This is a genomic window from Halobacteriovorax sp. JY17, from assembly GCF_002753895.1.
Taxonomy (GTDB): Bacteria; Bdellovibrionota; Bacteriovoracia; order Bacteriovoracales; family Bacteriovoracaceae; genus Halobacteriovorax.
The window spans coordinates 75,754-101,060 of the sequence record NZ_NJER01000001.1 but is presented as its reverse complement, the minus strand read 5'-3'; the positions used below and the strand labels follow the sequence as shown (position 1 = coordinate 101,060).

The following is a 25,307-nucleotide window of genomic DNA, read 5'->3' as shown; positions in this document are numbered from 1 at the left end:
TGGAAACACTCTGTCACCATAGTAAACTATTGTCAACTTAGTGCTAAGATAATGAGGTTTTAAAATCTACCACAGGAGATCTATATGAAAGTTAAAGCAGCTGTTGCATGGGGACCAAAGCAACCACTCACAATTGAAGAGGTTGATCTTGAAGGACCAAAGAAAGGTGAAGTGCTTATAAAAGTTATCGCGTCTGGTGTTTGCCACACTGATGCCTACACTCTTTCAGGTGAAGATCCAGAGGGAATCTTTCCAGTAATCCTTGGCCATGAAGGTGGTGGAATAGTTACAGAAATTGGTGAAGGCGTTACAACTCTAGCTGTTGGTGATCACGTCATTCCTCTCTACACACCAGAGTGTAGAGAATGTAAATTTTGCAAATCGGGAAAAACAAATCTCTGTCAAAGAATTAGAGAGACTCAAGGCAAAGGCCTTATGCCTGATGGAACTTCTAGATTCTCTAAAGATGGAAAGCCTATCTTTCACTATATGGGTACATCGACATTTGCAGAGTATACAGTTGTTCCAGAAATCTCTCTCGCCAAAATTAGCAAAGAAGCTCCTCTCGATAAAGTTTGTCTCCTTGGTTGTGGTGTAACAACAGGGATTGGAGCCGTTTTAAATACAGCGAAGGTAGAAGAAGGTGCGACTATAGCAGTCTTTGGTCTTGGTGGAATTGGACTCTCAGTTGTTCAAGGAGCGAAGATGGCCAAGGCTTCAAAGATTATCTGTATTGATATTAATGATGATAAATTTGAGATGGCCAAGAAATTTGGTGCCACCGATTTTATCAATCCAAAGAAGTACGACAAACCAATTCAAGAAGTTATTGTTGAATTGACTGAAGGTGGAGTTGATTATTCGTTCGAATGCATTGGTAATGTTGATTTAATGAGAGCTGCTCTTGAGTGCTGCCATAAAGGATGGGGGGAATCAATCATCATAGGCGTTGCTGGTGCTGGAAAAGAAATTAGCACGAGACCATTTCAACTTGTCACAGGAAGAGTTTGGAGAGGGACGGCCTTTGGAGGAGTCAAAGGAAGAACAGAGCTTCCAGGTTATGTGGATAAGTATATGAGTGGTGAAATTAACTTAGATGATCTAGTTACTTTTAAATTACCTCTTGAAGAAATCAATACGGCCTTCGATTATATGCATGAAGGAAAGAGTATTAGAACTGTTATAGATTTTGAATAGATTAGGAAGAAGAAATGATCATTGAACAAACAAAGAAGAATAAAACCTTTAATGGAGAAACTTGTTACTACAAACATAAGTCTGTAGTAACTGGAACCAGTATGGCCTTCTCTACTTTTGAACCGCGTCCCAAGGAAGAGATTGAAAATGCCATTATATGGCTATCAGGACTCACTTGTACGGAAGAAAACTTCATTACAAAGTCAGGAGTCCAAAAACTTCTCGCTGGAACAAATACAATGGTCATTTGCCCAGATACCTCACCTAGGGGTCTTGAGTTAGATAAAGAACATGAGAGCTATGACTTTGGATCAGGTGCGAGCTTTTATTTAAATGCCACAACTTCTGGTTATAAAGATCATTATAAAATGTACGACTACGTCTCCATCGAATTAATAGAAATCCTAAAGAAAAACTTTAATGTGAAGAAAATTTCTATAATGGGTCACTCTATGGGTGGCCATGGAGCTCTTGTACTTGCCCTAAATGAGATAAATCTCTTTAGTTCTGTTTCCGCGTTCTCCCCCATCGTTAATCCAAGCGAATGCTCTTGGGGAAGAAAGGCCTTTAAAGGCTATCTGGGAGAAGATAGTGATGAATACTCTAAGTACGATGCAACACTGCTTATTAAGAATAAGAATTTAAGAAGTGATAAAATTCTCATTGATCAAGGACTTGCTGATGAGTTCTTAGAAAAAGAATTGCTAACCGACAATTTCATTCAAGTATGCAATGATGCAGGACAAGAGTTAGAAGTGAATTACCGCGAAGGGTATGATCACAGCTATTTCTTCATCTCTACATTCCTAGAAGATCACATTACACACCATTTAAATATTTTGAATCAATAACTTCTAGGGTATCCTAATAAAAAGGGTACCCTATCTAAAAAAGTTTATTAATTTTTCCCTTAAAATTCCGAGAAAGAAAGAGTGGAATATATTCTAAACAATGCTTTGATTATTGGTTCAGTACTTTTGCTACTTAGTGTAGTAATGAGTAAATCTTTAAGTAAATTCGGCCTTCCTATTCTTATTCTCTTTTTATTTATTGGAATGATCTCTGGAAGTGAAGGAATTGGTGGAATTGATTACGAGAATTATGAGCTAACCCACTCTCTATCACTAGTGGCCATTTGTTTAATTATTTTCACCGGTGGTCTTCTTACAAAAATATCAGACATAAAACCTGTCATGAAATCAGGAGTTGTCTTATCAACTCTTGGAATTCTTCTTACCACTGGAATGGTCGGTGTATTCTGTCACTACCTCTTCCATATTGATTTCTTTGAAGCACTACTTATTGGAGCAATTCTCTCCTCCACAGATGCTGCAGCCGTTTTTACAGTTCTTCGAGATAAGAACGCTCAAGTATCAAAGAATGTTAAGTCTCTTTTAGAGCTAGAGTCAGGAAGTAATGATCCAATGGCCTATCTACTAGTGACCATTTTCCTTGGCCTCTATCAAGCAGACGCGACAACAACAACTCAAGCTTCCTCCTTTCTTTTATTTCTCGTGAACCCTCTCTTCGGTATTCTAGGTGGCTACGCTTTCTTTAAAATATTCAAGCTTATCAATGACAAAGTAGAACTGGATTTTCAAGGACTCTACCCTGCTCTAGCTCTTGGTTTCTTATTTCTTACTTATTCTCTAGTAACTTCTTTCTACGGAAATGGATTTCTAGCCGTTTATATATTTGGACTAAGGATAGGAAACGAGAGGATTATCCACAAGCATATTCTCACATCTTTCTTTGATGGAATTTCATGGCTCTTTCAAATTGGCCTCTTTATTATGCTAGGTCTTCTCGTATTTCCATCTAGACTCTACGAGATCGCTCCAAGTGGAAGTATGTTAGCTCTCTTTTGTATTATCATCGCTAGACCTACTATCGTCTTTATTTGTCTCATGTTTTCTAAATTTGATTTCAAAGAAAAGCTTCTCATTTCTTGGGCAGGACTAAAAGGGGCTACTCCAATAGTGTTTGCTAGTTTAGTGGCAACAAATGTAGGGAAGGAATCTCTATTTATATTTGATCTTGTCTTCTTTACTGTACTTATTTCTGCTCTAGTTCAAGGCTCTACAGTGAAGCTCCTTGCCAAGAAATTAAACTTACTAATTGAATCTATTTTTGATCCTGACTTCCCGATTGATCTCGAAGTTATTGAGAAAACAAAGAATGGAATTAGAGAAATTAAGATTGAAGATAGTGACTTTGCTGTGGAAAAGAGAGTTGTTGATCTAGGTCTTCCAAAGGGAACCGTAATTCTATTTATTAAGAGAAATGGAGGATTTATCATTCCTGATGGCTCCACGTCATTTAAATCCCAAGATAAGATACTCATCGTGACTTCTGAGAAAGAAGATCTTGAGAATTCCTTAACCCACTTTCGAGTTGATAAGACCGAGGACGAGCCTGAAATAATCTCAATGGCTTAGACTACCTTAAGAAATATATAATTTAATTATTAATCTTAAAACTTTCCCACACTTCTGACGATAAAATTAAATACACAATATTTAAACGAGGAAATTAGTGTGAAGATGTCTCTTAAAAATAAGTTAATTATAAGCTTTTTAATGGCAGGTCTTATTCCAGCTCTAACTATTGGAATCATGTCCTATAAGTATTCATCCAATTCACTAGAGATGGAAATTAAAGAAAAGCTCGTTGCAATTAGAGAATCTAAATCATTTCAAATTCAAGAAATGATAAAGATTATGAAGACTCAAGTTAAAGATCTTGCAGAAAGTGGCTTAACAACTGGAGCCTATATAAATTTAAAAGCGGGATATGATAACTACACAAACGATATTGCAAATGCTGATGCCTACCAGGCCAAGAGTGATATTGAAAAATACTATAAAGATAACTTCGTTTCTGAGTTCAATAAGAAAAATGCAAATAAGATTGATGCTAAAGTCATTACATCGACTTTAAACGACACATCTCTTCTTCTACAAAGAGACTTCATTGCTAATAATTCAAATAAAGCTGGTGAAAAATATAAATTAATGAGTGTTAATGAATCGGGTTATTCTACAGCTCATAGTAAGTTTCATGCTGACTTTGTAAAGTATGCGAAGAATTATAATTACTACAATGTTTTCATAATTGATTCTAAGACAAGTAATATTATCTATACGATTCATAAAGAAAGTGATTTCGGTGCGAACTTAAAAAGTGAGCAATATAGGAATAGTCCTCTACTCGCCGTCTATAATCAAACTCTAAAAAATCCAAATGAAGCGATTATCACAGATATCGGAAAGTACTGGCCTAGTTTCAATGCTCCCGCTCAATTTGTCGGACATAGTATAAAAGTAGATGGACAAGTTGTGGGGTCTTTAATTTATCAAGTTCCTGTTCCTAAGTATAACTCTATTCTTACAGGAAACTATGGTTGGGAAAAGCACGGACTAGGAAAGACTGGTGAAAATATTCTCTTTGGTAAAGATCTCATCGAGAGAACAACCTCCAGGTTCCTACACCAGAATAAAGACTTATTTCTAAAAGAGCTAGCTGCTATTAATTATTCAAAAGATAAAATTCAATATATTCAAGCTCAAGAAACAAGTGCCCTCTCTCTAAAAATAGAGAGTAACGATATTGCAACAGCTGTTAAGGATGATTCTCCAAAAGTTCTCTACTACAAGGACATCTCTGATATGACTCAAATTGCGGCTATACAGAAAATAGAAGTCGAAGGGCTCTCTTGGTTTATGCTAAGTAAGATTAGCCGAGAAGAGGCCTATGAAACTGTCGCCTTTTTAAGAAATCTGATGTTCATAATTGTAGGGATATCTGCAACAGTCATAGTTGTATTCTCCTTTCTCTTGTCGACCAAACTTTCCAATAAAATTTCTCATATTGGAATGGAGCTAAAGAAAGGTGCTGAAAATGTTCTTGGAAGTAGTACTAGAATTGCAGAAGGTTCAACAGAACTTTCAACAACAACGGATCAATTGGCCGCAAGCGTACAAGAAACTTCCTCTTCAATAAGTGAGATTTCGGCCATGGTGACAAGAAGTTCTGAGTCCGCCGAAAAAGCCTCGAAGCTAAGTAAAGAAAGTAAAGAGAAAGCAGAAAAAGGAAAACTATCTGTTGCTGAAGTGAAGAGAATAATTGAGCTCATTCATAGAAGTAACGAAGATGTTGTTCAAGGTGTAGATAAGAATAACGAAAAGATTGAAGATATAAATAAAGTCATTCAAGAAATTTCTGAAAAAACAAAAGTTATCAATGACATTGTTTTTCAAACAAAGCTTCTCTCTTTCAACGCTTCAGTAGAAGCCGCAAGAGCAGGAGAACAAGGGAAAGGCTTTGCTGTCGTTGCTGAAGAAGTTGGAAACCTTGCCTCTATGTCAGGAAAGGCCGCTGCCGATATTGGGCTTCTCTTAGAAGATAGTACTCAGAAAGTAAGCAATATCGTTCAAAGTTCCAAAGAACAAATGGAGAAGATTCTCGTCTCGGCCAAGAAGAATGTTGAAGATGGTATTGAGAAATCTGGAGAATGTGAAGCGATATTAGATGAAGTTTTAAATAGCTTTCAAATTGTTGATCAATCAGTAACTGAAATTGCGACTTCTGCTGGAGAACAAGCACAAGGTGTTCATGAAATCACTCAGGCCATTCAAGAGATTGATACAGCAACACAGCAAAATTCAGATGTTGCCAGTGAATCTTCAACAAGAGCAGAAGAACTTAGAAATCAATCAGATATACTTTCAACTATTGTTCTAGATATGGAAGAAATTGTTCACGGAACAAGAGAGCACACGACTTATAAGAAAGTTGAAAGAAAACCTAAGAAAGAAGTAAAGAAAGAGAAATCAACATTGAAAGTTGTAAAAAAAGAACCGGTTGTGACTAAAGTAGCTCCTGCCAAGAAAGAAGCTCAATCAATAGAGGGAATTCCTTCTGCTGATGATGATCGTTTTGAAGATATTATTTAAGAACTAGAAAATTGATTTTTCAGTGTAACTCGTAAAAAGCTCCAGGGCCTTAGTTCCAATAAGCGAGTTACCTGAAAGATTCAATTCAGGAGACCATACTGCGACAGAGAACTCTCCAGGCAAAACTCCAACAATTCCACCGCCAACACCACTCTTAGCAGGTAAACCTACCCTATAAGCAAAGTCCCCTACATTGTCATAGAGACCTGAAGTGAGCATCAATGAATTTACTCTCTTCGCCTTGAGCTTACTAATAACTTCTTCCCCGTTAAGAGGATTGACACCAGCATTGGCCAAGAATAAGAAAGACTTTGCAAGATCTTCCGTATTCATAGCGATCGAGCAATGATGAAAGTAAATATCTAAGAGTTTAATTGGATCAGAGTGAATATTTCCAAAGCTCTTCATAAAGTAAGCTAGTGCCGTATTTCTCTCCGAGTTTTGAAATTCTGATTGAGCAACCTCGTCATCAAATTTTATTTCTGGATTTTGGCAGAGCCCTCGAACAAAGTTTAAAATTTCATTATAAGGATCAGTGAATCTCTGATTAATAGCATCTGTTGTAACAAGTGCTCCAGCGTTGATGAATGGATTTCTTGGAATCCCCTGCTCAGTCTCAAGTTGAACTAAGGAGTTAAAGGCAGTACCAGATGGCTCACGCCCAACTCGGTTCCATAGCTCATCTTGTAAGAGCTCCATTGCCATAGTGAGAACAAAGACTTTTGAAATACTTTGAATAGAGAATTTCTTAGAATGATCACCGCAGGAGAAAACCTCTCCATCAATCGTCGCAACACTCATAGCAAATTGCTTAGGATTCACTTTCGCAAGCTCTGGTATATAATTGGCGACCTCACCCATTCCAAAGTATGGTTGAATATCTCTTTCAATTCTATCTAAGATGTCTTGCACTTAATTCTCCAAAGCCAATTTATACATGATGAGAATGGGATAAATACATAATTCAGTAATTTTTATACTAGTTTTTAAGCTTCTTTGTCACAATCCGGTTTAAGGAATTTGTAAAACTCTCCTTATCTTTAGGACCAAAAGGAGCTGGACCTCCGGTATCAATGCCGCTATCTCTAAGGTCTTGCATAAAGTCGCGCATAGAAAGCCTCTCGGAGACATTCTCTTCAGTATAGAGCTCTCCTCTAGGATTGATGGCAATTGCTCCTGATTCAACAATTAGAGCGGCAAGAGGAATATCTGCGGTTATGGCCACGTCATCGCTGGAAATATGATCAACTATATACTGATCTGCCACATCTGCACCTTGGTCAACGTGAACAAAGCGAATAAATGGAGTATGAGGAAAACTCATAAAACTATTGGCCACCAAGACCACCTCTATCGACAAACGAGATGATGTTTTAAAAACAGTCTCTTTAACTACTTTTGGACAGGCATCTGCATCAATCCATATTTTAAATTTCGCTTTTTCACTCATAAGCCAACTCTAGCAGAGTATTGAATATTTTTCAGTACTTAATTTATCAATTCACGACTAAAAGAAATCATGTTTATATAGGCTAAAGGAAGAACTATGAAAAAAATCACTCTATCTCTACTAATATTCTTAAGTACTAATATACTAGCGGCGACCACGACTGTGGACCCATTCTCATTTGAGTTCTTTACTCATGAATCCAAAATAAATGTGAAGGCCACTTTAGTTCAGTCTTGCCGATATGAGAGAATTGTCTGGGGAGATTCATCAGAGTACAATACTTCTTACAACCAAATTCCTCTAACTCTTAAAAATACTAACTTAAGAAATGGTCTGGTTAGACATCAGGTAAGCCTATCTACAAAGCAAGTTATGAGTGTAAGTGGAGCCTTCAAGCCAACTAAGGGTTGCAAGAGTGATATAAAGATCGAACTCGTCGATGCTATTTACTCAGTTGGTTGGGCCAATCAATACTCAAGACCAATTAACTTCGAGTTCTATGATATAGAGAGCTATAGACCAGGAAATACTGAATTAGATACTTCTAAAATTGAAGATCAAATGGGTAATAAGACTTTTAGCTACCTCTACACACCAAAGTCCTCTCAAGTGAATATTAATCTCCTTGCTGATGGTAATAAGCTCTATGGCTTTTCAAAATCTGCAGCGATAAATAAGAAAACCCAAATGCCTTTCAAACTAAGGTAGTTAACCTACTGTTTTTACAGCTCACTGTAAAAGGTTTTAACGGCCTTGAATATATTTCAAGATCAATAGAGAAAAATAAATCCTCTGATAAAATAAGTAAAAAATTATCAGAGGAAATGTCATGTCTATTAGAAAAGTTTTAACCTTCGCTTCAATTATTCTAGCGACCACTTCTATCTCAGCTGGAGAGATTACTCCAAGAGAGTTCATCGACTGCTATAAGAAAGCCGTTAATGAGAGAATTGAAGAAATAAAAGAAGATAAGCCAGAAGCTGAACTATGTGATCAAATGACAGCAACAGAAGAAAGACTCTTAGATGCTCTCTACTTAGACGCGTTTATTATAAACGGAAGATATACTAACTTCACAAGTGCTTCAATGGGAAATGCTTCAATACAAAGTCACTATGATCTAATCAAAAATGAAAAACAAAAATATGATATCTCATGCTATGAGAGTAGATTTCACCTGCTAAAGAGAACTGACTTGGACTTAATCGAAGAAGCTCTCGAAAAAATGTTCAACATGAAACTAGGATTTAAAGGTTGGTCTAAGAAAGTCAAAGATCTAGACCTTTCATATTGTAAGTAATACTGGCTTTTCATAAACTTCAGTACTAGAATTTCTAAAAAAGGAGTTCTATATGCTGAAGTTTTACGGTTTTAATTCACAAAATAATAAGAAAGTTATTTATGTCGCTGAAGAGCTAAACCTCTCTTATGATTTTCAATTAGTAAATTTAATGGAAAGAGAAAATCGTACAGAAGAATTTCTAAAAATGAATCCCGTTGGAAAAGTTCCCGTTCTTGAACATGATGGAAAGTATCTCTTTGAGTCAGGGGCCATCTGTAGATACCTTGCAGATATTTCAGACTCTCCCCTACTTCCTTCAGATAAATTCGAAAGGGCACAAGTTGATCAGTGGATGGAATTTTTCACTAATCATCTAGGTCGCTGGCTAAACTCTCTCTTCTTTGAAAGAATACTCAAAAATTTCTTAGGCCTTGGTGAAGCGAACCAAACGATTTGTGAAGAGGCTGAAAAATTTAGTTCAATACAATTAAAGATAGTTGAAAAAGAACTTAGCAAAAGGAAGTATATAGCATCAGATAATCTTAGTATTGCTGATCTCTTTGCCTATGCCTATGTAGAACAAATGGACCCACTTGAAATGTCTTTCGATCAATTTCCAAATACCTTAAAGTGGAAGAATGAAATTTCAAAGAGAGACTCTATTGCAAGGGCCCAGAAGAACTTTAAATAAGAAGGAAATTTAAGTGGCACTTAGTTCAACAATTTATAAAGCAGAGATTACTCTTTCAAACTTGAATGATCATTACTATGATGACTTCTCCCTCACTATGGCAAAGCATCCGTCAGAAAATGAAGAGAGAATGATGAGAAGGCTTCTCTGCTTTTTAAGCTGCGCTCATAAAGACCTAGAGTTTACTAAAGGTCTAAGTTCAACTGATGAACCAGAGCTGTGGCAAAAGAGCTTAACAGGAGATATTCTACACTGGATAGAGCTTGGAGAGCCTGATGAAAAACGCATTCGACAAGCCTCAGGAAAGTCTAAGAGAGTTTCAATCTTCACGGTAAATAAGAATACTTCTGAACAGTGGTTTCTAAAGGTGAGAGATAAAGTCTCTCACGAGAAAGTTAATATCTTTCATCTTGAAAACCTTACGAAAGAAGATCTCACAAGTCTTGTGACAAAGAGCATGAAATTAAGCTGTACTATTGAAGATGATTCACTTTATTTATCAAATGATGAAAGGACAATTCACTACAAGATAGATAAGAAGTTATAATTTCTGATCAAAAAAAAGGTGCTTAGAGCACCTTCAGTTTTATCTTAATTTAGAGATTACTTCATAGCTATACTTACCATGATAGTAAATTTCGGTTCTAAAGATTCCCATCGAATGAACTCCTGGATGGTAATAAAGAAACATATGCCACTTACCTTCCGGATAATCATCATCCATAGTCGACTTAGATCTTATTTCAACTTTATGGGCACCTTGATAACCATCAATATCTACTTGTTTAATGTACTTCATCGTTGCAACTTTATCTTCGTTAGCAATATCAATTGGTCCACCGCTCTGAAGATCATAATAACCTTGCTCGACAATCATACCTACTGGAAAAGAAAGGATGTAAGAACCTTCCATATACTTCTTTAGAATTCTACCAATAATCCCTTTAGGCTTAAGCTTGTAGTCAATATTTACTTGGAAGTCATTATTGAATGCTTCGAATTTCTTAATCTCAAGATTTCCATCTTTGTGATACTTACCATCTAGAACTCTATGGTGAAGAGACTCTGTGACCGCAAGAACTGATGTTGTCATAAAAAGTGAAAGGATAAGTGCTAAGAAAGTTTTCATTACGTTTTCCATTGAAATAAATAATAATTACTTTAAATGCTATCAAAGTTGAAAATAATGTGCATGATTTTTATATACTTAAGGCATCGCACAAGGATATTATTTTAAGCAAGCCCTACTCTAAAGCGCCTCTTCTTGATCTTCCCTGTCGACAGCCCTTCTAGAACTGCCCCAACTTTCTCAGTACTAATTGCAACATAGCTAAGAATATTCATTACAGTAATGTCCCCTATATCGCTTGCATCTATTCCAGAAGTCCCAATAATTGCCCCGACAATATCCCCTGGTCGAATTTTATCCTTCTTTCCTCCACTGATGAATATCGTCGTCATAGGTGGAGTGAGCTGATAGCTCCCCTCCGCTGCGTCAAAGTCATCAATATGAGTGATATTAAACTTTAAATTCATATACTCTTCAATGGCCTCAACTTTATAGTCTTCTTTTGACACAAAGAGACTAAGAGCAAGACCCTCGTGCCCAATTCTTCCCGTTCTTCCAATTCGGTGAACGTGAACCTCGGGGTCAGTAGAGAGATCAAAATTAACGACCAGGCTTAATTCTTTAACGTCTATTCCTCTCGCAGCAACATCTGTGGCCACAAGAATCAAACAACTCTTATTAGAGAATTTAGTCATAGCAAGAGTTCTATCCCTCTGCTCATGATCCCCATGAATCGCCAGAGCAGAAACTCTCTCACTCTGTAAGTAGTCCGCAACCTCATCACAGCTCTTCTTTGTCTTACAAAAGACTACCGTTGACTCCGGAGTATACTTGGCCAAGAGCTTTGAAAGTAACTCTAATTTTTCTCTATGAGAATTTAGTTCAAAGAAAATTTGTTCAATCGTGCTTTCTTCTTGTTTAGAGTCTACCTTTACAAAATGAGGACTTGTTTGAAGAGCGCTACTCAACTCAATAATTTCATCGGGATAAGTTGCAGAGAAGAGTAAGGTTTGCCTCTCTAAAGGAAGAAAAGTTTCAATTTCTCTTATTGATTCATAGAAACCCATATCGAGCATTCGGTCAGCTTCATCTAAAACAAATGAGGAAATTTCATCGATTTCAAAGTGAGCGTCTTTTAAGAATTTTAAAACTCTTCCTGGTGTTCCCACAATAATATGAGCCCCGTGCGCCAGAGAGCGAATTTGGTGATACTCGCTAGTGCCTCCACAAACAGTAGTGATTTTCACATTACTAGTAAGTCTTGCAAGCTTTCTAATTTCTTTCGCGACCTGATCGGCCAGCTCTCTTGTAGGACAGAGGACAAGAGACTGAGGTCTGGTACTATTTAAATTTAGAGAGTTCAAAACACCTAAACCAAAGGCCGCAGTCTTTCCACTTCCAGTCTTAGCCTGTCCAATAATATCAGCGCCTTCTAGTATTATAGGTAGACTCTCTTTTTGAATAGGAGTCATTGAAGAGAAGCCAAGGCCACTTAGATTTTCGATTAATTCTTTTGATAGTTTAAGTTCTTTAAATTCCATGGCGAACCTTAGCATGGGCGCAAACTAAGCACCATAGAAATGACAGAGAGCTGTAAAATAAAAGGGTCTTATACTTTCTTTCTGTGCTAGTATCGGTCACTATGAAAAACGAAAAAAGTAAGGGTCTACACCCTAGAAGTCACCACAACGAAAAGTATGATTTTAGCGAGCTTATAAAGTGTACGCCAGATCTTGAAAGATTTGTTTCAACAAAGCCAAGTGGTGAGCTATCAATAAACTTCTCAAAACCAGAGGCCATTAACCTCTTAAATAAATCTCTACTCCATCACTACTATGGTGTTGAGAAATGGAATGTCCCTAAAGGACATCTCTGTCCACCAATTCCAGGAAGAGCTGACTATCTTCATATCATTGCAGACCTTCTCTCTTCGACTAATAGTGACGAAATTCCGATAGGAGAAAAAGTCAAAGGCCTCGATATTGGAGTTGGAGCAACTTGTATTTATCCCCTTATCGGAAATAGAACTTATGGTTGGAAATTTGTAGGATCTGATATTGATTCAGAGTCTGTGAATTCATCTAAGAGCATTGTTAAAGCAAATAAGAATATAAAAATGGGTGCTATTAAAGTGCGTTTTCAAACAGAACAGGAACATATCTTTGATAATATGATCCAATCTGGAGAAAAGTTTGATTTCACAATGTGTAATCCTCCATTTCATTCTTCCCTAGAGGAAGCTGAATTATCTGCACAAACAAAGATCAAGAATCTTGAAAAGAGTGCAAAGAAAAATGGCATTGAAGTAAAAACGAATTCAAAGAATAAAGTGTCATCAAACTTTGGTGGCAATCAAAATGAACTTGTCTTTCCAGGAGGAGAGATCGAGTTTATAAGAAAAATGATTAAGCAAAGTGCACAGAAAAAACCAAATGTTCTCTGGTTTACGACTCTTGTTTCTAAAGAGGCCCACCTAGATACGATCTACCAACTGCTTAAAGACTCAAAAGTTGAGGAGTATAGAACACTCCCTATGCAACATGGAAATAAAGAAGGTCGAATCGTTGCTTGGACTTTTCAAAATGATCAGCAAAAGGCTTCATGGGCCAAGAAGTGGGAGAAGTAGTCGTTCTACTTTCTTCTAGCTCTCTTTCTCCTATTAAAGCTCTTAGGTGCTTTAATGGCCTCTACACTTGCTGAGGTAAGTGCTTCATGAAAGGGATGATTTTCAACTAGTGGAATATTTCTACTAATTTTCTTTTGAATATTTCTAAGTAATGGGAGCTCTTTTTCTACACAAAGAGAAATGGCCACTCCATCTCTTCCCGCCCTAGCAGTTCTTCCAACACGGTGAACATAGTAGCTAGAATCTTCAGGAAGATTGTAATTCACCACATGAGTCACATCACTAACATCAATTCCTCTTGCCGCAATATCTGTGGCCACGAGAACTTTAACATTCCCTTCACTAAAATCTAAGATCGCTTGATCTCTTTCTCTTTGACTTCTATTGCTATGGATTTCAGTACAGGAAATTCCACTCTTTTCCAAAATATCAACAATAATTGGCACACTATACTTTGCCTTACAAAAAACAATGACTCTCTTTGCTTTAGAAGAATTTAAAAGAGAACAGAGAAGATAATTCTTATTTTCAGCACTGACATAGTAGAGTTTTTCTAAGACTCGCTTGGCAACAGTCGACTCAGGTTCTATCTCAACTCTAATAGGATTTCTTAAAATTGACTTTGCAAGATCTGCAATCGCTTTTGGCATAGTTGCAGAAAATAAAATAGTTTGCCTCTCACTAGGAAGCTGAGAAATAATTTCATTCACATCATCAAGAAAGCCATAATCAAGCATCATATCTGCTTCATCAAGAACTAAGGCAGAAAGTTTTGAAAAAGAAACTTCCCCCCCTCGAATAAAGTCAAGTAACCGACCAGGAGTAGCAATGAGAAAATCACTTCCTTTAGAAAGTTTTTTCAATTGCTCTTCTTTACTCACCCCACCAATGGCAACAGTGGAAGTAATTCCACAACCAGCTGAATACGATGAAATATTTTGATCAATTTGTGTAGCCAACTCTCTTGTGGGAGCGATGATTAAAAATCTAACTTCATTGGAAGATAGATTAATTTTTTCTTTAAGAATCTTTTGAACAAGAGGGAGCGCAAAGGCCGCAGTCTTTCCCGTTCCAGTTTGAGCAATGCCCAGAAGATCCTTTCCATTTAAAAGGTGTGAAATACATCCGCTTTGAATCGCTGTTGGGGCTTTGTAAGTGAGCTGATTTACAATCTCTTCACATAACCCTAAATCTCTAAAATTATTCATTTCTATAAGATTCCACGCTTTACTCCGATTAGTCTCAACTCCTGTAAAAAATATCCACCGAAGCTTCAAAAATTAAAGAAATTGACTATATAACTCCTAGCAAGTAGCTCTAGATATGTTTGAACCTGACCACCATCTCGTCTTGGCCCCAATAAAGGGTGTAACGAATTATATTTTTAGAAATGCCCTAGAAGCGACTTTTGGTGGTGCAGACTCAGCAATCGCTCCCTATATCGTGACGAAAGAAAGTGGAGAACTTAATCAAAGACAACTCTTCGATGTTGATTTTACAAAGAATCAACTACCAACAACGGCACAAATCCTCACGAAAGAAGTAAGTCAATTTCTTCATGTAGCAAAACTCTATAAAGATATGGGAGTAAAAAAAGTAAACCTGAATATGGGTTGTCCCTACCCTATGGTGGCCAATAGAACCAAAGGCTCAGGTCTATTGTTACACCCTGAAAAGGTGGAGAGACTTCTAACAGAGATAAAAGAGAAATGTCCAATAGAGTTCACTGTTAAGATAAGACTTGGACGGGAGTGTACAAGTGAGATCAAGAAAATTATTCCCATTATAAATGATTTAGAAATAAATGATCTTACAATTCACGCCAGACTTGGAAAGCAAATCTATAAAGGAAGCGTTGATATAAATGGCTTTGAAGAATGTCTTCCTCTTTTAAGGACTATTCCGACTTACAATGGTGATATAAAATCAGTTACAGACTTCAATAGACTATCAAAGCGCATGCCTCAGATAAAGAAATGGATGATTGGTCGTGCCGCACTTTCAAATCCCGCTCTTCTCTCTCAGATCCGCGGAGAAGTTTTCAATGAGCAAACCTATCGATCTAAATTTATTAAAATGCATCAAATGATGAGTTATGAGTACCTAAACTCTGCTAATGCAAAATCAGATTATTTACAAAGAATGCGAGAGCATTGGCTCTACTTCAAAGATATTTTTGAAAATGAACATAAAGTCTATAAGAAAATAAAAAAGGCCAAAACAATTGATCAATTCCATGAAGTCATTGAGTGGGCCATGGACCAAGAAATTTCAGAAAATATCTTAAACTAATTAGTCCACCTCTTTATAATTGGTGAATACTCTCCTTCGCAGAAGAATCCTATGAATAGAGCGTCATCGGACCCGACATCTCCAGACGTCATAATTCTTCCCCATGAGCTATCAGAAGTACTTTGAATCTTCTTACAAGAAGCTTTTTCAGGAGAGGAATACCATTGGTCAGTATGCCCCATACAAATAGAACACTTCTCCTTCATATAATCATCTAGCTCTGTCGATGTTCCACTAGGACAGCGTAAGCGGTAATAAAAAGAATCGTCTTCGTTTACATCCCCTGAAACCTGAAGTGTTGCGCTAGAATTGAATGAGAAGTTGTACTGCTTACTGGAAAGAGGAGAATTATTTACGATAGAGCCGTTGTCAGTAACATCACGCCACCCAAAACCAAGTTGGCACTGTTGTAAATATGAATCTATTTCATTTCCAGATCCGCAATTCCCCGAAAGCCTAAAGCGATCATCAGAGTTCACATCACCTCTTAAACGAATAGCTGCAAAACCTCCTGAGTTCATATCTAAAACAGTAGACCTAAAGGCTCCTCCATTATCACTATGAGATAGGGTCATAGAACAACTTGAAGGGTAAGAGAAGTTCTCCTTCTCGCTCTCTAAGAATTCTTTATGGCATGAAAGAATACGGCTAACTCCAGAACTTTCAGGAGTTTGTCCCGAAGAGAGATTGACGACAAGGTTATAATCTTCAACCATTTCTCTAACAGTTGTTGCTGTGATTTTCTTCTCAATTACGACTCTTAAGATGGCCACATCATTAATAGAAGAAGAGTCTTCGTAGTCCCAATTTAAAGCACCATCGGCATCTGGGTTATTAAAAATCAATTTCATTGATTTAATCGTGAGTTTACCAAATTTACTCTTATCGTTATCACCTGGATTATTTGCTCCATTAAATCTTTTTAGAGTTCTACTTGTTCCTTCAATATTAGAGTTATAAAGAGAGATATCAATACCTTCTGCTTCATTATCATTTTCAGATTTCTTAAAAGTAACAGGATCTTCAGGATTACCTTTCTCACCATTTCCAGCAAGGCTCACTCTACAATATCTCTTATCGTTTAATAGTAAATGTATGGAAGACTTTAATTCTAGTTCGTCATTCTTAGATTCTGCAAAGTTTTGCTGATCACTCATATTCTTACTCATCTGCATAAATGCCAGAGATAGAACTCCCATTAGCCCCGCTACAACGATGACTTGAACAAGCGTAAAACCTTTATTATTTTTGAGCATAAGCACACCTATTTAAAATATATCTATAAGTATAACAGAAAATTTTAATCGAATATAATCTAAATTTTATTTACTTGCGATAATATCGAAGACTGACTTACAAAGAAGACCTATTAACACAAAGTTAAATACACTTTTTATAACTTTTGTATTCTCTCTTACAACAAAACTACTTCCTATGAAATTTCCCGTAATACTTGCAATAATAGCAATACTGGCAACTTCCCATGCTATTAGTCCCTTAGTGAAGAAAACAATGAATGCAGAAATATTACTCGTAAAATTAATTAGACGAGCACTTGCAGAAGCTTTATGCATTTTCATGTTCATAAAAAGAACCATTGCGACAATAAGAAAAGTTCCAGTCCCTGGCCCAAAGAAGCCATCATATCCACCAATAATTAATCCAATAAGTGAGCATCTTACGATTAAGGCCGTCGTACCAATAAAAACTTCATCAGTATCTAGAATTCTATTTCTGTAGTGATTTAGAATAAAAATAATAGGAACAATAACAATCAAAATATAAGTCATATTCTTGCTATCTAAGTGCGTTGCTAGGTTTGCACCAATTGAAGCGCCAACGAGTCCAAAAATAACACCAAACATGATGATTCGAAACTCAATTACGCCACTTCTTATGTAGCGAAAAACCGCGACGGAGCCACCACATGTACTCACAAGTTTATTGGTTCCTAGAATTAATTCAGAAGGTAAACCTAGAGCAATATAAGTCGGTATTGTAATCAATCCACCACCGCCAGCGATTGAATCAACAAAACCTGCAAAGCCAACGAAGATAAAAATTAAAACATACTGAATTCCAGATATATCCATCTCTACATTGTACTTTACAAGAATAGAATTCATAGAAGAAAATAAATTATCCTCCTCATAAATATCTGTAATTATTCTAAAATCGACTAGACTTCAAGCTCTTCTATTCATCAAATAAAAAAAGCTTATATAGGGCAAGAAAACTTAAAACTCTAGAGAGTAATTCTTATAGTACTTTAGACGTAGTCTATTATTTTTAAGCACTTACTGCTATATCTCTCCTATGAAAGTAAACGTAATCTATCTCGACAATTTAAAACTTGAAGCAAGCTTCGATGACTATAGAATCATCTCTGACCAACCGGTAAGATACAAAGGTGACGGACTCGCTCCAGGTCCCTTCGATTACTTCTTGGCCTCTTCGGCCATGTGTGCAGCCTACTTTGTAAAAGTTTATTGCAAGGCCCGTGGTATCCCAACGGAAGATATAAGAATTAGCCAACAAAATATTGTCGATCCGGAAAATAGATATAAGCAAAGCTTTATTATTCAGGCTGAACTTCCACCAACCATTTCAGAAAAAGATCGCCAAGGAATCATAAGCTCAATGGACCGCTGTACTGTAAAGAGAGTGATTCAAAATGAGATTGATTTTAAAATTGAAATCAAAGACTCTCTAGAGAGTGATGCCGGTCTTGAGTATGAAACTGAAACTACTCCAGGAACCCAGACAATGATTCTTGGAAAAGATTGCTCATTAGAAGAAACAATTGAAAATATGACAGGTCTTCTAAAAGACTTAGGAATAAATATTGAAATCGCTTCATGGAGAAACCCTGTTCCTCATGTATGGTCAGTACATATTCGAGATGCTGACTCTCCTATTTGCTACACAAATGGAAAAGGCTCAACAAAGGACTCTGCTCTTTGCTCGGCCCTTGGTGAGTACTTAGAGAGAATTAGCAATAACTACTTCTACAACGACTACTACCTAGGAGAAGAAGTTGCCAATGCTCAGTTCGCTCACTATCCGAATGAGAAGTGGTTTAAGTTAACGCCAAACGGGAAAATGCCCGAAGGGTTGATGGATAAAACTCTATTCAATACCTATGATGTTGATGGAGAGCTAAGAGCACATCATCTCATCGATACAAATTCAGGAAATAAAGAACGTGGAATTTGCGCTCTTCCATTCACTAGAAACTCTGACCAAGAGACTGTTTATATTCCAGTGAATTTAATTGGAAACTTATTTGTTAGTAACGGAATGAGTGCAGGAAATACAATTTTTGAAGCCAGAGTTCAATCTCTCTCTGAAATTTTTGAGCGCGCTGTAAAGAATCAAATCATCTTAGATGAAATAGCTCTTCCAGATGTACCTATGGAAGTCTTAAAAAGGTTTCCAACCATTCTAGAAGGCATCAAGAAACTGGAAGAACAAGGTTTTCCAATTCTTATAAAAGATGCTTCTCTAGGTGGAAAATTTCCTGTTATGTGTGTGACTCTTATGAACCCAAGAACAGGTGGAGTCTTCGCGTCTTTTGGAGGGCACCCAAAATTTGAAGTGGCCCTAGAGAGAAGTCTAACTGAGCTACTGCAAGGAAGAAGCTTTGAAGGAATGAATGATATCGCTCTTCCAACATTTAATGAGTTTGCAGTAAAAGAACATAATAATATTGTCGACCACTTTATTGACTCAACAGGAGTTGTCTCTTGGAAATTCTTTAGCTCAAAGTCAGATTATGAATTTGTAGACTGGGATTTTACCGGAACGACAGAAGCTGAGTATAATTACTTAATGAGTATTCTAAAAGAAATGGGTAAAGAAGTTTATCTCGCAGACTATGAAGAACTTGGTTCGTGCGCCTGTAGAATTCTCGTTCCAGAATACTCAGAAATTTATATGCCTGAAGACCTAGTATGGGACAATAATAATAAAGGTGTTCACTTTAGAGAAGATATTCTAAGTCTCCATAGACTTAGTGATAAGCAACTAAATCAACTTTTAGAAGATATGGATGAATATGAGCTAGACGATCACTTACCTGTGTCTGAACTCATAGGAGTTGCCTTTGATGAAGTCTCTAACTGGGGACAACTAGTTAATGGTGAATTAAAAGCAATGATCAATCTCGCTCTTGGAAATTTAGAAGAGGCCAAGGATAGCGTCGAGCTACTCAATCAATTTAACGAATACGCCCCAGATAGAAAGAAGTACTATCAGGTACTAAATATTCTTCTTGATATAGCAATTGATGACGACTTAAACTTTGAAGACTATAAAGAAAACTTAACTCTTATGTTTGGAGAAAAAGTTCTTAATGAAGCAAATTCTACAATCAACAGAGAAGTTAAGTTCTTTGGTCTACAAGAAACTAGTATAAATCTTGAGGGTATTGATAAACATCAAAGACTAATAGAGAGTTACAATAAACTTCAAGTCGCTAGAAGTAAGTATCAGAATTAGAGAGAGCGCGCTCCACCTTTTAGAGAGAAGAAAGAATCATGCCCCTTCTCTCTCAGACTTGCCACGACATCTTTAGATCTTACCCCTCTGTGACAATAGAGGGCTTTCACTCCTTTATGACTGAGAGAGTTGGAGATAACCTCTTCCTCATTTTCTCGAATATCTAAGAGAAGTGCTCCTAGCTCATTCGCTTTTTTTAGAGTTATCTCAAAAGAGCTTTCCTGAATATCAATATTTCCTAAACAAGTAGGACAATTCTCTCTTCTAAGATTCTTTATTTTCATTTGAGAAAGATTTTCAAGATTAAAAAGGTGCGTTTCATGACTTGTATTATTAGTACCATTATTTAAATAGAGAATTGCTTCATTTGCCAAGAGACTTCCAATAACTGCGACACTTGAACCAAGAACCCCAAAGTCATTACAATTTCCAACTTTAGAGTCTTTAGGAGTCTCATCATAAGCACATCGTAAACATCCCAAATTCTCTTTAGGAAGAAACGTTCTAATCTGTCCTTCAAACCTATAAATACTTGCTGAAATGAAAGACGTTCTATTCTTAAAGCAAGCGTCATGCAAGAGAAACTTTGTTGCGAGGTTATCTGTGCAATCAATAATTAAATCTCTTTCGCTTATGAGTTCTAAAATATTCTCTTCAGTAATCATTGTATTAATTGCAGTGACATTAATAAAAGGATTCAAAGTCTGAAGTCTATTGGCAGCGACGATTGCTTTCTTCTCCCCGACAACATTCGGTGAATAGAGAACTTGACGGTGAATATTTGAAATAGAGATAGTATCAAAATCTACGACTTCGATGCTTCCAACCCCTGCGGCCGCTAGAGATTGAAGAACAGGACATCCAAGTCCTCCAGCTCCTATGACTAAGACCTTGGCTTCTTTTAAGCGATCTTGATCGACCAGCTTTTCCTGTTTTTCATAATATTCTTCTTCATGAAAATGCACATGAGTATGATGGTCTCGGCAAAAGACCCATTTAGACTCTTCTTCTGTGTAGTGCTCTTTCTTCCAAATCGGAAGACGGTGCTTAATCTCATCTATAACAAAACGAGAAGCTTTATAAGCATCATCCCGATGGCTCGCGGTTGCTCCAATCCAGATCGCTGTTTCAGAAAGTTTGAGATGTCCAAAACGGTGAACACATTCAATATGGTGGAGATTAAACTTCTTCTTAGCTTCTTCTAAGATTTTCTTTCCTTCTGAATTGGCAAGGGCCTCATACACTTGATACTCAAGAGAAGAAACTTTCTTTCCTTCGTTATGATCTCTTACCCAACCTTCAAAAGTAACCAGTGCCCCTGCAGAGATATTTGAGATATCAGATATTAAGCGATCCCTTTGAATCACCTCTTGTGTTAGCTTAAACACCTCTAGCCTCCCGCGACTGGAGGAATAAAGACGATACGAGCTCCGTCGATTACCTCTCTACTCTTATCTATATATTCGTCATTAACAGCAATTTGAATCATGCTTAGAGGAAGGTCAAATTCATACTTATGATTTAATTCATTATAAAGATCCGCGTAAGTCACCGCCTTAGTTTCTAACTCTTCTTTTTCTATATTGGACTTCTCACGCAACATCGCAAAATACTGAATATAAACTCTTTTCATATCTTAACCTCTTCTAATTCTAGCGGAGTATTGATATTAGCAAGATTTACAACTCCACTCTGCAAGAGAGTCTTCACTCTTGCATTTTTTAAAACTTTAACAGGACAAGAGGTTCCTTCCTCAACAGCTGTCTTAAAAAGACTATAGGCCTTTGGCGTGTACAGAGTACAAAGTGGTTCAGCAAAGTCTTTATCACTATTTTTAAACGCGATAGCGTCACTTGATTCACAGTAATTTTCAAGTAATTGAGAAATAGTCTCTTCATTAAAATAAGGAAGATCGCAGGCAACAATAATCCAATTTGAGTCAGGATACTTTTCAAAAGCAGTGAGAATTCCAGAAATTGGCCCTTCACTCTCCTTTGAATCAAATATCGTTGGTATATTTTCAAGAGAAGTGTCACTCCACTGGCCCTCTCTTGCCGAAAGATAGACCTCATCGCAAACTTTACCTAAGACAGACTTAATATACTCAGCATGGGGCACTCCTTGATACTCGATAAGCGCCTTATCTCTTTTCATTCTAGAACTCTTTCCACCAGTAAGAACTAATCCTCTTAGAGGACGATTAAAGACAAGCCTCTTTCCTCCAGACTTCTGGAGGAGCTTGGTCTCTCCGAGAATCATTTCATGTGAGACTGCTTTGCACATATCATAAATTGTGAGGCAGGCCACAACCGCTCCGTGCATGGCCTCCATTTCAATTCCTGTTTTAGAACTTGTCTTAACTGTGCAAGTCACAATAATTTTCAAGGAATCACTTGGTTGAATATTTACCTTACAACTTTCAATAGGAATCTGATGACAGAGAGGAATTGTTTCATGAGTCTTCTTAACCGCCATTGTTGCTGCAATAATCGCCGTTTGAAAAACAGGTCCCTTCTTTAGAACAAAATCACTCCCTGTAAAGTACTCGCGCATACTCTCAGGTAATTGAATCGAACTCTCGGCCGTTGCAACTCGAGTATTAACTTCTTTAGCTGAAACATCTACCATGGAAGGCATATTATTTTGATCAATATGAGTAAGCATCTATCCTCCTATGGCATTCATCTGATGCCCTACTTCTTTGGGACGACTAATTGGCTTCATTCCAAGAAGTGTATGATAAATCTCTTCTCTTTCAGAAATTGATTTATCTTTAATTTGAAGTCCACCTTCTTTTAGAAGGCAGGCCTTAAGTTGCCCATCAGCAGAGAGTCTCCATCTTGAACAATTCCCACAAAAGGGCATAGACTCTGAAGCGATGAAACCTATTTGTGCTCCGTTATCTAAGAGATAATTAAATGAGGTTGAATCATACTCTTTTGTCACTCTCTTAAGCTCGTACTTTGTTTTTATAATTTCTATTAAATCTGTGGCCGAAATAAATTGATCATTCTGATTCTCGCAGGCAAAACCAATTCGCATAAATTCAAGAAAACGAATTTCGATTCCTGTTTTAGCCGAGTAATTAATAAAGTCAAAAATCTCATGATCATTGACTCCTTTCATTGCAACGACATTAATTTTTATTTCGAACCCCTTTAAACGAGCAGTCTCAATATTTTCTAAGACTCTACTTAGGTGATTCCCATAAGTGATTTTTTTAAAATTATCTTGATCCAAACTATCGAGACTAATATTTAAGTACTGAACTCTATTTTCAAGGAGAATATCAAAGTAGCGATCGAGAAGAATAGCATTCGTAGTTAATCCAATTTTCTTAATTGGAAGTGGAGAAATTCTTTCAATGATTTCTTTGAAAGATCTTCTCATTAATGGCTCTCCACCAGTAATTCGAATCTCTTCTAGACCAAAAGAGCAGAGATCTGTCACAATTTCTTCATATTCAAGAGGTGATAGAAAGCTCTTCTCATCCATAAAAATTGAATCCACTGGCATACAATAGTGACACCTAAGATTGCACTTATCGGTAAAGGATAACCTCAATTTTCGAACTCTACGACCGTGAGGATCTATAAGACTTTTCAAAGAATCCTCTGAGAGTAATGCGAAGAATAAAACATTCTAGTTTTTTCCATGTCCACATCAAGTAGTCAACTCAGAGGCCTATTTAAGCGCCGCGCACAGTAGACATGCGCAGCGCAAGAAAGCTATAAATGTGGGTAATCTGTATAACCAATTTCTGTTTTCGTATAAATAGTCTCAGGATTAACTTCATTTAAATCCGCCCCCACTTCAAATCTCTTAACGAGATCAGGATTAGCGATAAAAGGAAGCCCAAAGGCCACTGCATCAACTAGGCCCGAATCAATGGCCTTCTCAGCACTCTCTTTTGTAAACTTCTCATTTCCAATAAAGACACCACTAAATAATTCCCTAAGTTTTGGAGTGATGCTGTCATCGGCTTGATATTCTCTTGTAAAAATAAAAGCTATCTCTCTCTTACTAAGTTCTCGGGTCACATAACCAAAGGTTTCAAGTGGGTTTGAATCTCCCATATCATGAGCATCACATCTTGGAGCTAAGTGAACACCCACTCTATCTGCTCCCCAAACACTTATCGCTGCATCGGTCACTTCTAATAAGAGCCTCGCTCTATTTTCAAGACTTCCACCATAAGTATCTTCTCGGTGATTCGTGCTATCTTGGAGAAATTGATCGATTAAATAGCCATTGGCTGCATGGATCTCAACCCCATCAAAGCCCGCCTCTTTAGCATTCTTTGCCCCCACTTTATACGCCTCGACAATTTCTTTTACCTCTGAGGTTTCAAGTGCTCTTGGAGTTTCATATTCAGTAATTGGACGAACAAGAGAAACATGTCCATTGGCCTTTATAGCAGAAGGGGCCACTGGCAATTCTCCATTTAAGAAGCTTGAATGAGAAATTCTTCCGACGTGCCAAAGTTGCATAAAGATTTTTCCACCTTCGGCGTGAACAGCTTTGGTAATTTTCTTCCATCCCTCGATTTGTTCAGTCGACCAAATACCAGGAGTATCGGCATACCCAAGTCCCATAGGAGTTACAGAAGTTGCTTCCGTAAGAATAAGCCCTGCTCTTGCTCGCTCACCGTAATACTTGGCCATTAAGTCATTGGGGACTCTTGTCTCTCCGGCCCTTGCACGAGTAAGAGGGGCCATTATAATTCTATTTGATAAAGTTAAACTTCCTAACTTTAAAGGATTAAAAAGTGAACTCATAAACTTCTCCATTGTTTGACATTTATCAAACTATATTCTGAGACTTGTATCTTTGCAAGTTTTTTGTTAGATATATATCTAACTATGAAGAAAATAAAACAAGTTCCGTTAGACAAAATACTTAAAGCGTTGGGCGATCCAATACGACTTAGCGTTATTAAGCAGCTTCTCGATCTAGGAAAGAACGAAATCACTTGTGGTGAATTTGACTATTGCGTTCAAAAGGCGACCTTCTCTCATCACATCAAAATACTTATTGAAGCAGAAATACTCTGTCAGCGAGTAGAAGGTGTTAGGAAGTATCTCTCAATCAGTCCCGATATAAAACGTCACTACCCAGAGTTATTAAAGACAATTAAGAATTCTTAATTCTTCATGCTCTTATAATGAGTCATAAGCTCGTCTAGTTCTACAACATCTTTGCCCTTTGTACAGACCTGTACTTTCTTCTTAGACATTTTCAAAGT

The 25,307-nt window shown here is 37.1% G+C and carries 23 protein-coding genes and 2 pseudogenes; 12 read left to right on the top strand and 13 right to left on the bottom strand.

Annotated features, from left to right (window positions below; translation table 11 throughout):
* Positions 1-84 precede the first annotated feature (84 nt).
* The 4 genes from CES88_RS00505 (at position 85) to CES88_RS00490 (ending at position 6,152) form a co-directional block, all read left to right on the top strand.
* Entirely contained in the window at positions 85-1,197 is a 1,113-nt protein-coding gene (locus tag CES88_RS00505) for an S-(hydroxymethyl)glutathione dehydrogenase/class III alcohol dehydrogenase (RefSeq protein WP_290729461.1), read from the top strand.
* A 14-nt stretch (positions 1,198-1,211) separates the two neighbouring features.
* Positions 1,212-2,048, top strand: coding sequence for an S-formylglutathione hydrolase (gene fghA / locus CES88_RS00500; protein WP_290729457.1), 837 nt, complete (start codon positions 1,212-1,214; stop codon positions 2,046-2,048).
* Positions 2,049-2,129: 81 nt separating this feature from the next.
* Complete coding sequence (locus CES88_RS00495) at positions 2,130-3,635, top strand: potassium/proton antiporter (protein WP_290729454.1); 1,506 nt, start codon at positions 2,130-2,132, stop codon at positions 3,633-3,635.
* Between the two features lie 105 nt (positions 3,636-3,740).
* Positions 3,741-6,152 carry a methyl-accepting chemotaxis protein gene (locus CES88_RS00490; protein ID WP_290733269.1) on the top strand — a complete coding sequence of 804 codons (2,412 nt, stop codon included), beginning with the start codon at positions 3,741-3,743 and terminating at the stop codon, positions 6,150-6,152.
* Between the two features lie 3 nt (positions 6,153-6,155).
* Here CES88_RS00490 and CES88_RS00485 read toward each other — a convergent pair whose 3' ends face one another.
* Together CES88_RS00485 and CES88_RS00480 are read right to left on the bottom strand one after the other, a co-directional pair.
* Entirely contained in the window at positions 6,156-7,064 is a 909-nt protein-coding gene (locus CES88_RS00485) for a glutaminase (protein WP_290729451.1), read from the bottom strand.
* 67 nt (positions 7,065-7,131) lie between these two features.
* Positions 7,132-7,602: a YaiI/YqxD family protein gene (locus CES88_RS00480; protein ID WP_290729448.1), complete on the bottom strand. Its 471-nt coding sequence runs from the start codon at positions 7,600-7,602 to the stop codon at positions 7,132-7,134.
* A 96-nt stretch (positions 7,603-7,698) separates the two neighbouring features.
* On the opposite strand from CES88_RS00480, the gene CES88_RS00475 reads away from it, so the two are divergent.
* The 4 genes from CES88_RS00475 (at position 7,699) to CES88_RS00460 (ending at position 10,122) form a co-directional block, all read left to right on the top strand.
* Entirely contained in the window at positions 7,699-8,310 is a 612-nt protein-coding gene (locus CES88_RS00475) for a hypothetical protein (protein WP_290729445.1), read from the top strand.
* Positions 8,311-8,431: 121 nt separating this feature from the next.
* On the top strand, positions 8,432-8,902 hold the full coding sequence (locus CES88_RS00470) for a hypothetical protein (protein ID WP_290729442.1): 471 nt from the start codon (positions 8,432-8,434) through the stop codon (positions 8,900-8,902).
* A 52-nt stretch (positions 8,903-8,954) separates the two neighbouring features.
* Entirely contained in the window at positions 8,955-9,575 is a 621-nt protein-coding gene (locus CES88_RS00465; protein ID WP_290729440.1) for a glutathione S-transferase family protein, read from the top strand.
* Positions 9,576-9,588: 13 nt separating this feature from the next.
* Entirely contained in the window at positions 9,589-10,122 is a 534-nt protein-coding gene (locus CES88_RS00460) for a YaeQ family protein (protein WP_290729437.1), read from the top strand.
* A gap of 39 nt (positions 10,123-10,161) precedes the next feature.
* On the opposite strand, the gene CES88_RS00455 is transcribed toward CES88_RS00460, so the two are convergent.
* Together CES88_RS00455 and dbpA are read right to left on the bottom strand one after the other, a co-directional pair.
* Positions 10,162-10,704 carry a hypothetical protein gene (locus CES88_RS00455; RefSeq protein ID WP_290729434.1) on the bottom strand — a complete coding sequence of 181 codons (543 nt, stop codon included), beginning with the start codon at positions 10,702-10,704 and terminating at the stop codon, positions 10,162-10,164.
* Positions 10,705-10,808: 104 nt separating this feature from the next.
* Positions 10,809-12,185, bottom strand: a complete 1,377-nt coding sequence (gene dbpA, locus CES88_RS00450; RefSeq protein WP_290729431.1) for an ATP-dependent RNA helicase DbpA — start codon at positions 12,183-12,185, stop codon at positions 10,809-10,811.
* A gap of 101 nt (positions 12,186-12,286) precedes the next feature.
* Here dbpA and rlmF point away from each other — a divergent pair, with 101 nt between their 5' ends.
* Positions 12,287-13,270, top strand: a complete 984-nt coding sequence (gene rlmF / locus CES88_RS00445) for a 23S rRNA (adenine(1618)-N(6))-methyltransferase RlmF (RefSeq protein ID WP_290729428.1) — start codon at positions 12,287-12,289, stop codon at positions 13,268-13,270.
* A 5-nt stretch (positions 13,271-13,275) separates the two neighbouring features.
* Here rlmF and CES88_RS00440 read toward each other — a convergent pair whose 3' ends face one another.
* A complete protein-coding gene (locus tag CES88_RS00440; RefSeq protein WP_290729425.1) occupies positions 13,276-14,478 on the bottom strand; it encodes a DEAD/DEAH box helicase in 1,203 nt (400 codons plus the stop codon).
* Between the two features lie 115 nt (positions 14,479-14,593).
* Here CES88_RS00440 and CES88_RS00435 point away from each other — a divergent pair, with 115 nt between their 5' ends.
* Complete coding sequence (locus tag CES88_RS00435) at positions 14,594-15,562, top strand: tRNA-dihydrouridine synthase family protein (RefSeq protein WP_290729422.1); 969 nt, start codon at positions 14,594-14,596, stop codon at positions 15,560-15,562.
* Here CES88_RS00435 and CES88_RS00430 read toward each other — a convergent pair.
* A complete protein-coding gene (locus CES88_RS00430; protein WP_290729419.1) occupies positions 15,559-16,818 on the bottom strand; it encodes a type II secretion system protein in 1,260 nt (419 codons plus the stop codon). The genes CES88_RS00435 and CES88_RS00430 overlap by 4 nt on opposite strands.
* A 66-nt stretch (positions 16,819-16,884) precedes the next feature.
* The gene (locus tag CES88_RS00425) at positions 16,885-17,688 is read right to left on the bottom strand and encodes a TSUP family transporter (protein ID WP_290729416.1); all 804 of its coding nucleotides are present in this window, start codon (positions 17,686-17,688) and stop codon (positions 16,885-16,887) included.
* Positions 17,689-17,878: 190 nt separating this feature from the next.
* Here CES88_RS00425 and CES88_RS00420 point away from each other — a divergent pair, with 190 nt between their 5' ends.
* Positions 17,879-20,062, top strand: a complete 2,184-nt coding sequence (locus CES88_RS00420; RefSeq protein ID WP_290729413.1) for an OsmC domain/YcaO domain-containing protein — start codon at positions 17,879-17,881, stop codon at positions 20,060-20,062.
* On the opposite strand, the pseudogene CES88_RS00415 reads toward CES88_RS00420, so the two are convergent.
* The 6 genes and pseudogenes from CES88_RS00415 to CES88_RS00395 all read right to left on the bottom strand — a co-directional run.
* A pseudogene (locus CES88_RS00415) lies at positions 20,059-20,967 on the bottom strand (ThiF family adenylyltransferase); the annotation flags it as partial. The gene CES88_RS00420 and the pseudogene CES88_RS00415 sit on opposite strands and share 4 nt — an antisense overlap.
* A 66-nt stretch (positions 20,968-21,033) precedes the next feature.
* Positions 21,034-21,429, bottom strand: a pseudogene (locus CES88_RS16640) (molybdenum cofactor biosynthesis protein MoaE); the annotation flags it as partial.
* Between the two features lie 23 nt (positions 21,430-21,452).
* Positions 21,453-21,695, bottom strand: coding sequence for a MoaD/ThiS family protein (locus CES88_RS00410; RefSeq protein ID WP_290729407.1), 243 nt, complete (start codon positions 21,693-21,695; stop codon positions 21,453-21,455).
* Entirely contained in the window at positions 21,692-22,726 is a 1,035-nt protein-coding gene (gene moaC / locus CES88_RS00405) for a cyclic pyranopterin monophosphate synthase MoaC (RefSeq protein WP_290729404.1), read from the bottom strand. The genes CES88_RS00410 and moaC overlap by 4 nt, the downstream gene beginning before the upstream one ends.
* A complete protein-coding gene (gene moaA, locus CES88_RS00400) occupies positions 22,727-23,668 on the bottom strand; it encodes a GTP 3',8-cyclase MoaA (protein ID WP_290729401.1) in 942 nt (313 codons plus the stop codon).
* Between the two features lie 122 nt (positions 23,669-23,790).
* The gene (locus tag CES88_RS00395; RefSeq protein ID WP_290729398.1) at positions 23,791-24,840 is read right to left on the bottom strand and encodes an alkene reductase; all 1,050 of its coding nucleotides are present in this window, start codon (positions 24,838-24,840) and stop codon (positions 23,791-23,793) included.
* 84 nt (positions 24,841-24,924) lie between these two features.
* Here CES88_RS00395 and CES88_RS00390 point away from each other — a divergent pair, with 84 nt between their 5' ends.
* A complete protein-coding gene (locus CES88_RS00390) occupies positions 24,925-25,209 on the top strand; it encodes a helix-turn-helix domain-containing protein (RefSeq protein WP_290729395.1) in 285 nt (94 codons plus the stop codon).
* Positions 25,210-25,307 lie beyond the last annotated feature (98 nt).

Bases quoted from the DNA above. Each gene is read 5' to 3' on its own strand.
- moaC (WP_290729404.1), bottom strand. From the start codon at position 22,726: ATGCTTACTCATATTGATCAAAATAATATGCCTTCCATGGTAGATGTT.
- CES88_RS00395 (WP_290729398.1), bottom strand. From the start codon at position 24,840: ATGAGTTCACTTTTTAATCCTTTAAAGTTAGGAAGTTTAACTTTATCA.
- CES88_RS00420 (WP_290729413.1), top strand. From the start codon at position 17,879: ATGAAAGTAAACGTAATCTATCTCGACAATTTAAAACTTGAAGCAAGC.
- CES88_RS00475 (WP_290729445.1), top strand. From the start codon at position 7,699: ATGAAAAAAATCACTCTATCTCTACTAATATTCTTAAGTACTAATATA.
- CES88_RS00390 (WP_290729395.1), top strand. From the start codon at position 24,925: ATGAAGAAAATAAAACAAGTTCCGTTAGACAAAATACTTAAAGCGTTG.
- CES88_RS00410 (WP_290729407.1), bottom strand. From the start codon at position 21,695: ATGAAAAGAGTTTATATTCAGTATTTTGCGATGTTGCGTGAGAAGTCC.
- CES88_RS00470 (WP_290729442.1), top strand. From the start codon at position 8,432: ATGTCTATTAGAAAAGTTTTAACCTTCGCTTCAATTATTCTAGCGACC.
- CES88_RS00480 (WP_290729448.1), bottom strand. From the start codon at position 7,602: ATGAGTGAAAAAGCGAAATTTAAAATATGGATTGATGCAGATGCCTGT.
- dbpA (WP_290729431.1), bottom strand. From the start codon at position 12,185: ATGGAATTTAAAGAACTTAAACTATCAAAAGAATTAATCGAAAATCTA.
- CES88_RS00505 (WP_290729461.1), top strand. From the start codon at position 85: ATGAAAGTTAAAGCAGCTGTTGCATGGGGACCAAAGCAACCACTCACA.
- CES88_RS00425 (WP_290729416.1), bottom strand. From the start codon at position 17,688: ATGAATTCTATTCTTGTAAAGTACAATGTAGAGATGGATATATCTGGA.
- rlmF (WP_290729428.1), top strand. From the start codon at position 12,287: ATGAAAAACGAAAAAAGTAAGGGTCTACACCCTAGAAGTCACCACAAC.
- CES88_RS00490 (WP_290733269.1), top strand. From the start codon at position 3,741: ATGTCTCTTAAAAATAAGTTAATTATAAGCTTTTTAATGGCAGGTCTT.
- CES88_RS00455 (WP_290729434.1), bottom strand. From the start codon at position 10,704: ATGAAAACTTTCTTAGCACTTATCCTTTCACTTTTTATGACAACATCA.
- CES88_RS00440 (WP_290729425.1), bottom strand. From the start codon at position 14,478: ATGAATAATTTTAGAGATTTAGGGTTATGTGAAGAGATTGTAAATCAG.
- CES88_RS00435 (WP_290729422.1), top strand. From the start codon at position 14,594: ATGTTTGAACCTGACCACCATCTCGTCTTGGCCCCAATAAAGGGTGTA.
- fghA (WP_290729457.1), top strand. From the start codon at position 1,212: ATGATCATTGAACAAACAAAGAAGAATAAAACCTTTAATGGAGAAACT.
- CES88_RS00430 (WP_290729419.1), bottom strand. From the start codon at position 16,818: ATGCTCAAAAATAATAAAGGTTTTACGCTTGTTCAAGTCATCGTTGTA.
- CES88_RS00465 (WP_290729440.1), top strand. From the start codon at position 8,955: ATGCTGAAGTTTTACGGTTTTAATTCACAAAATAATAAGAAAGTTATT.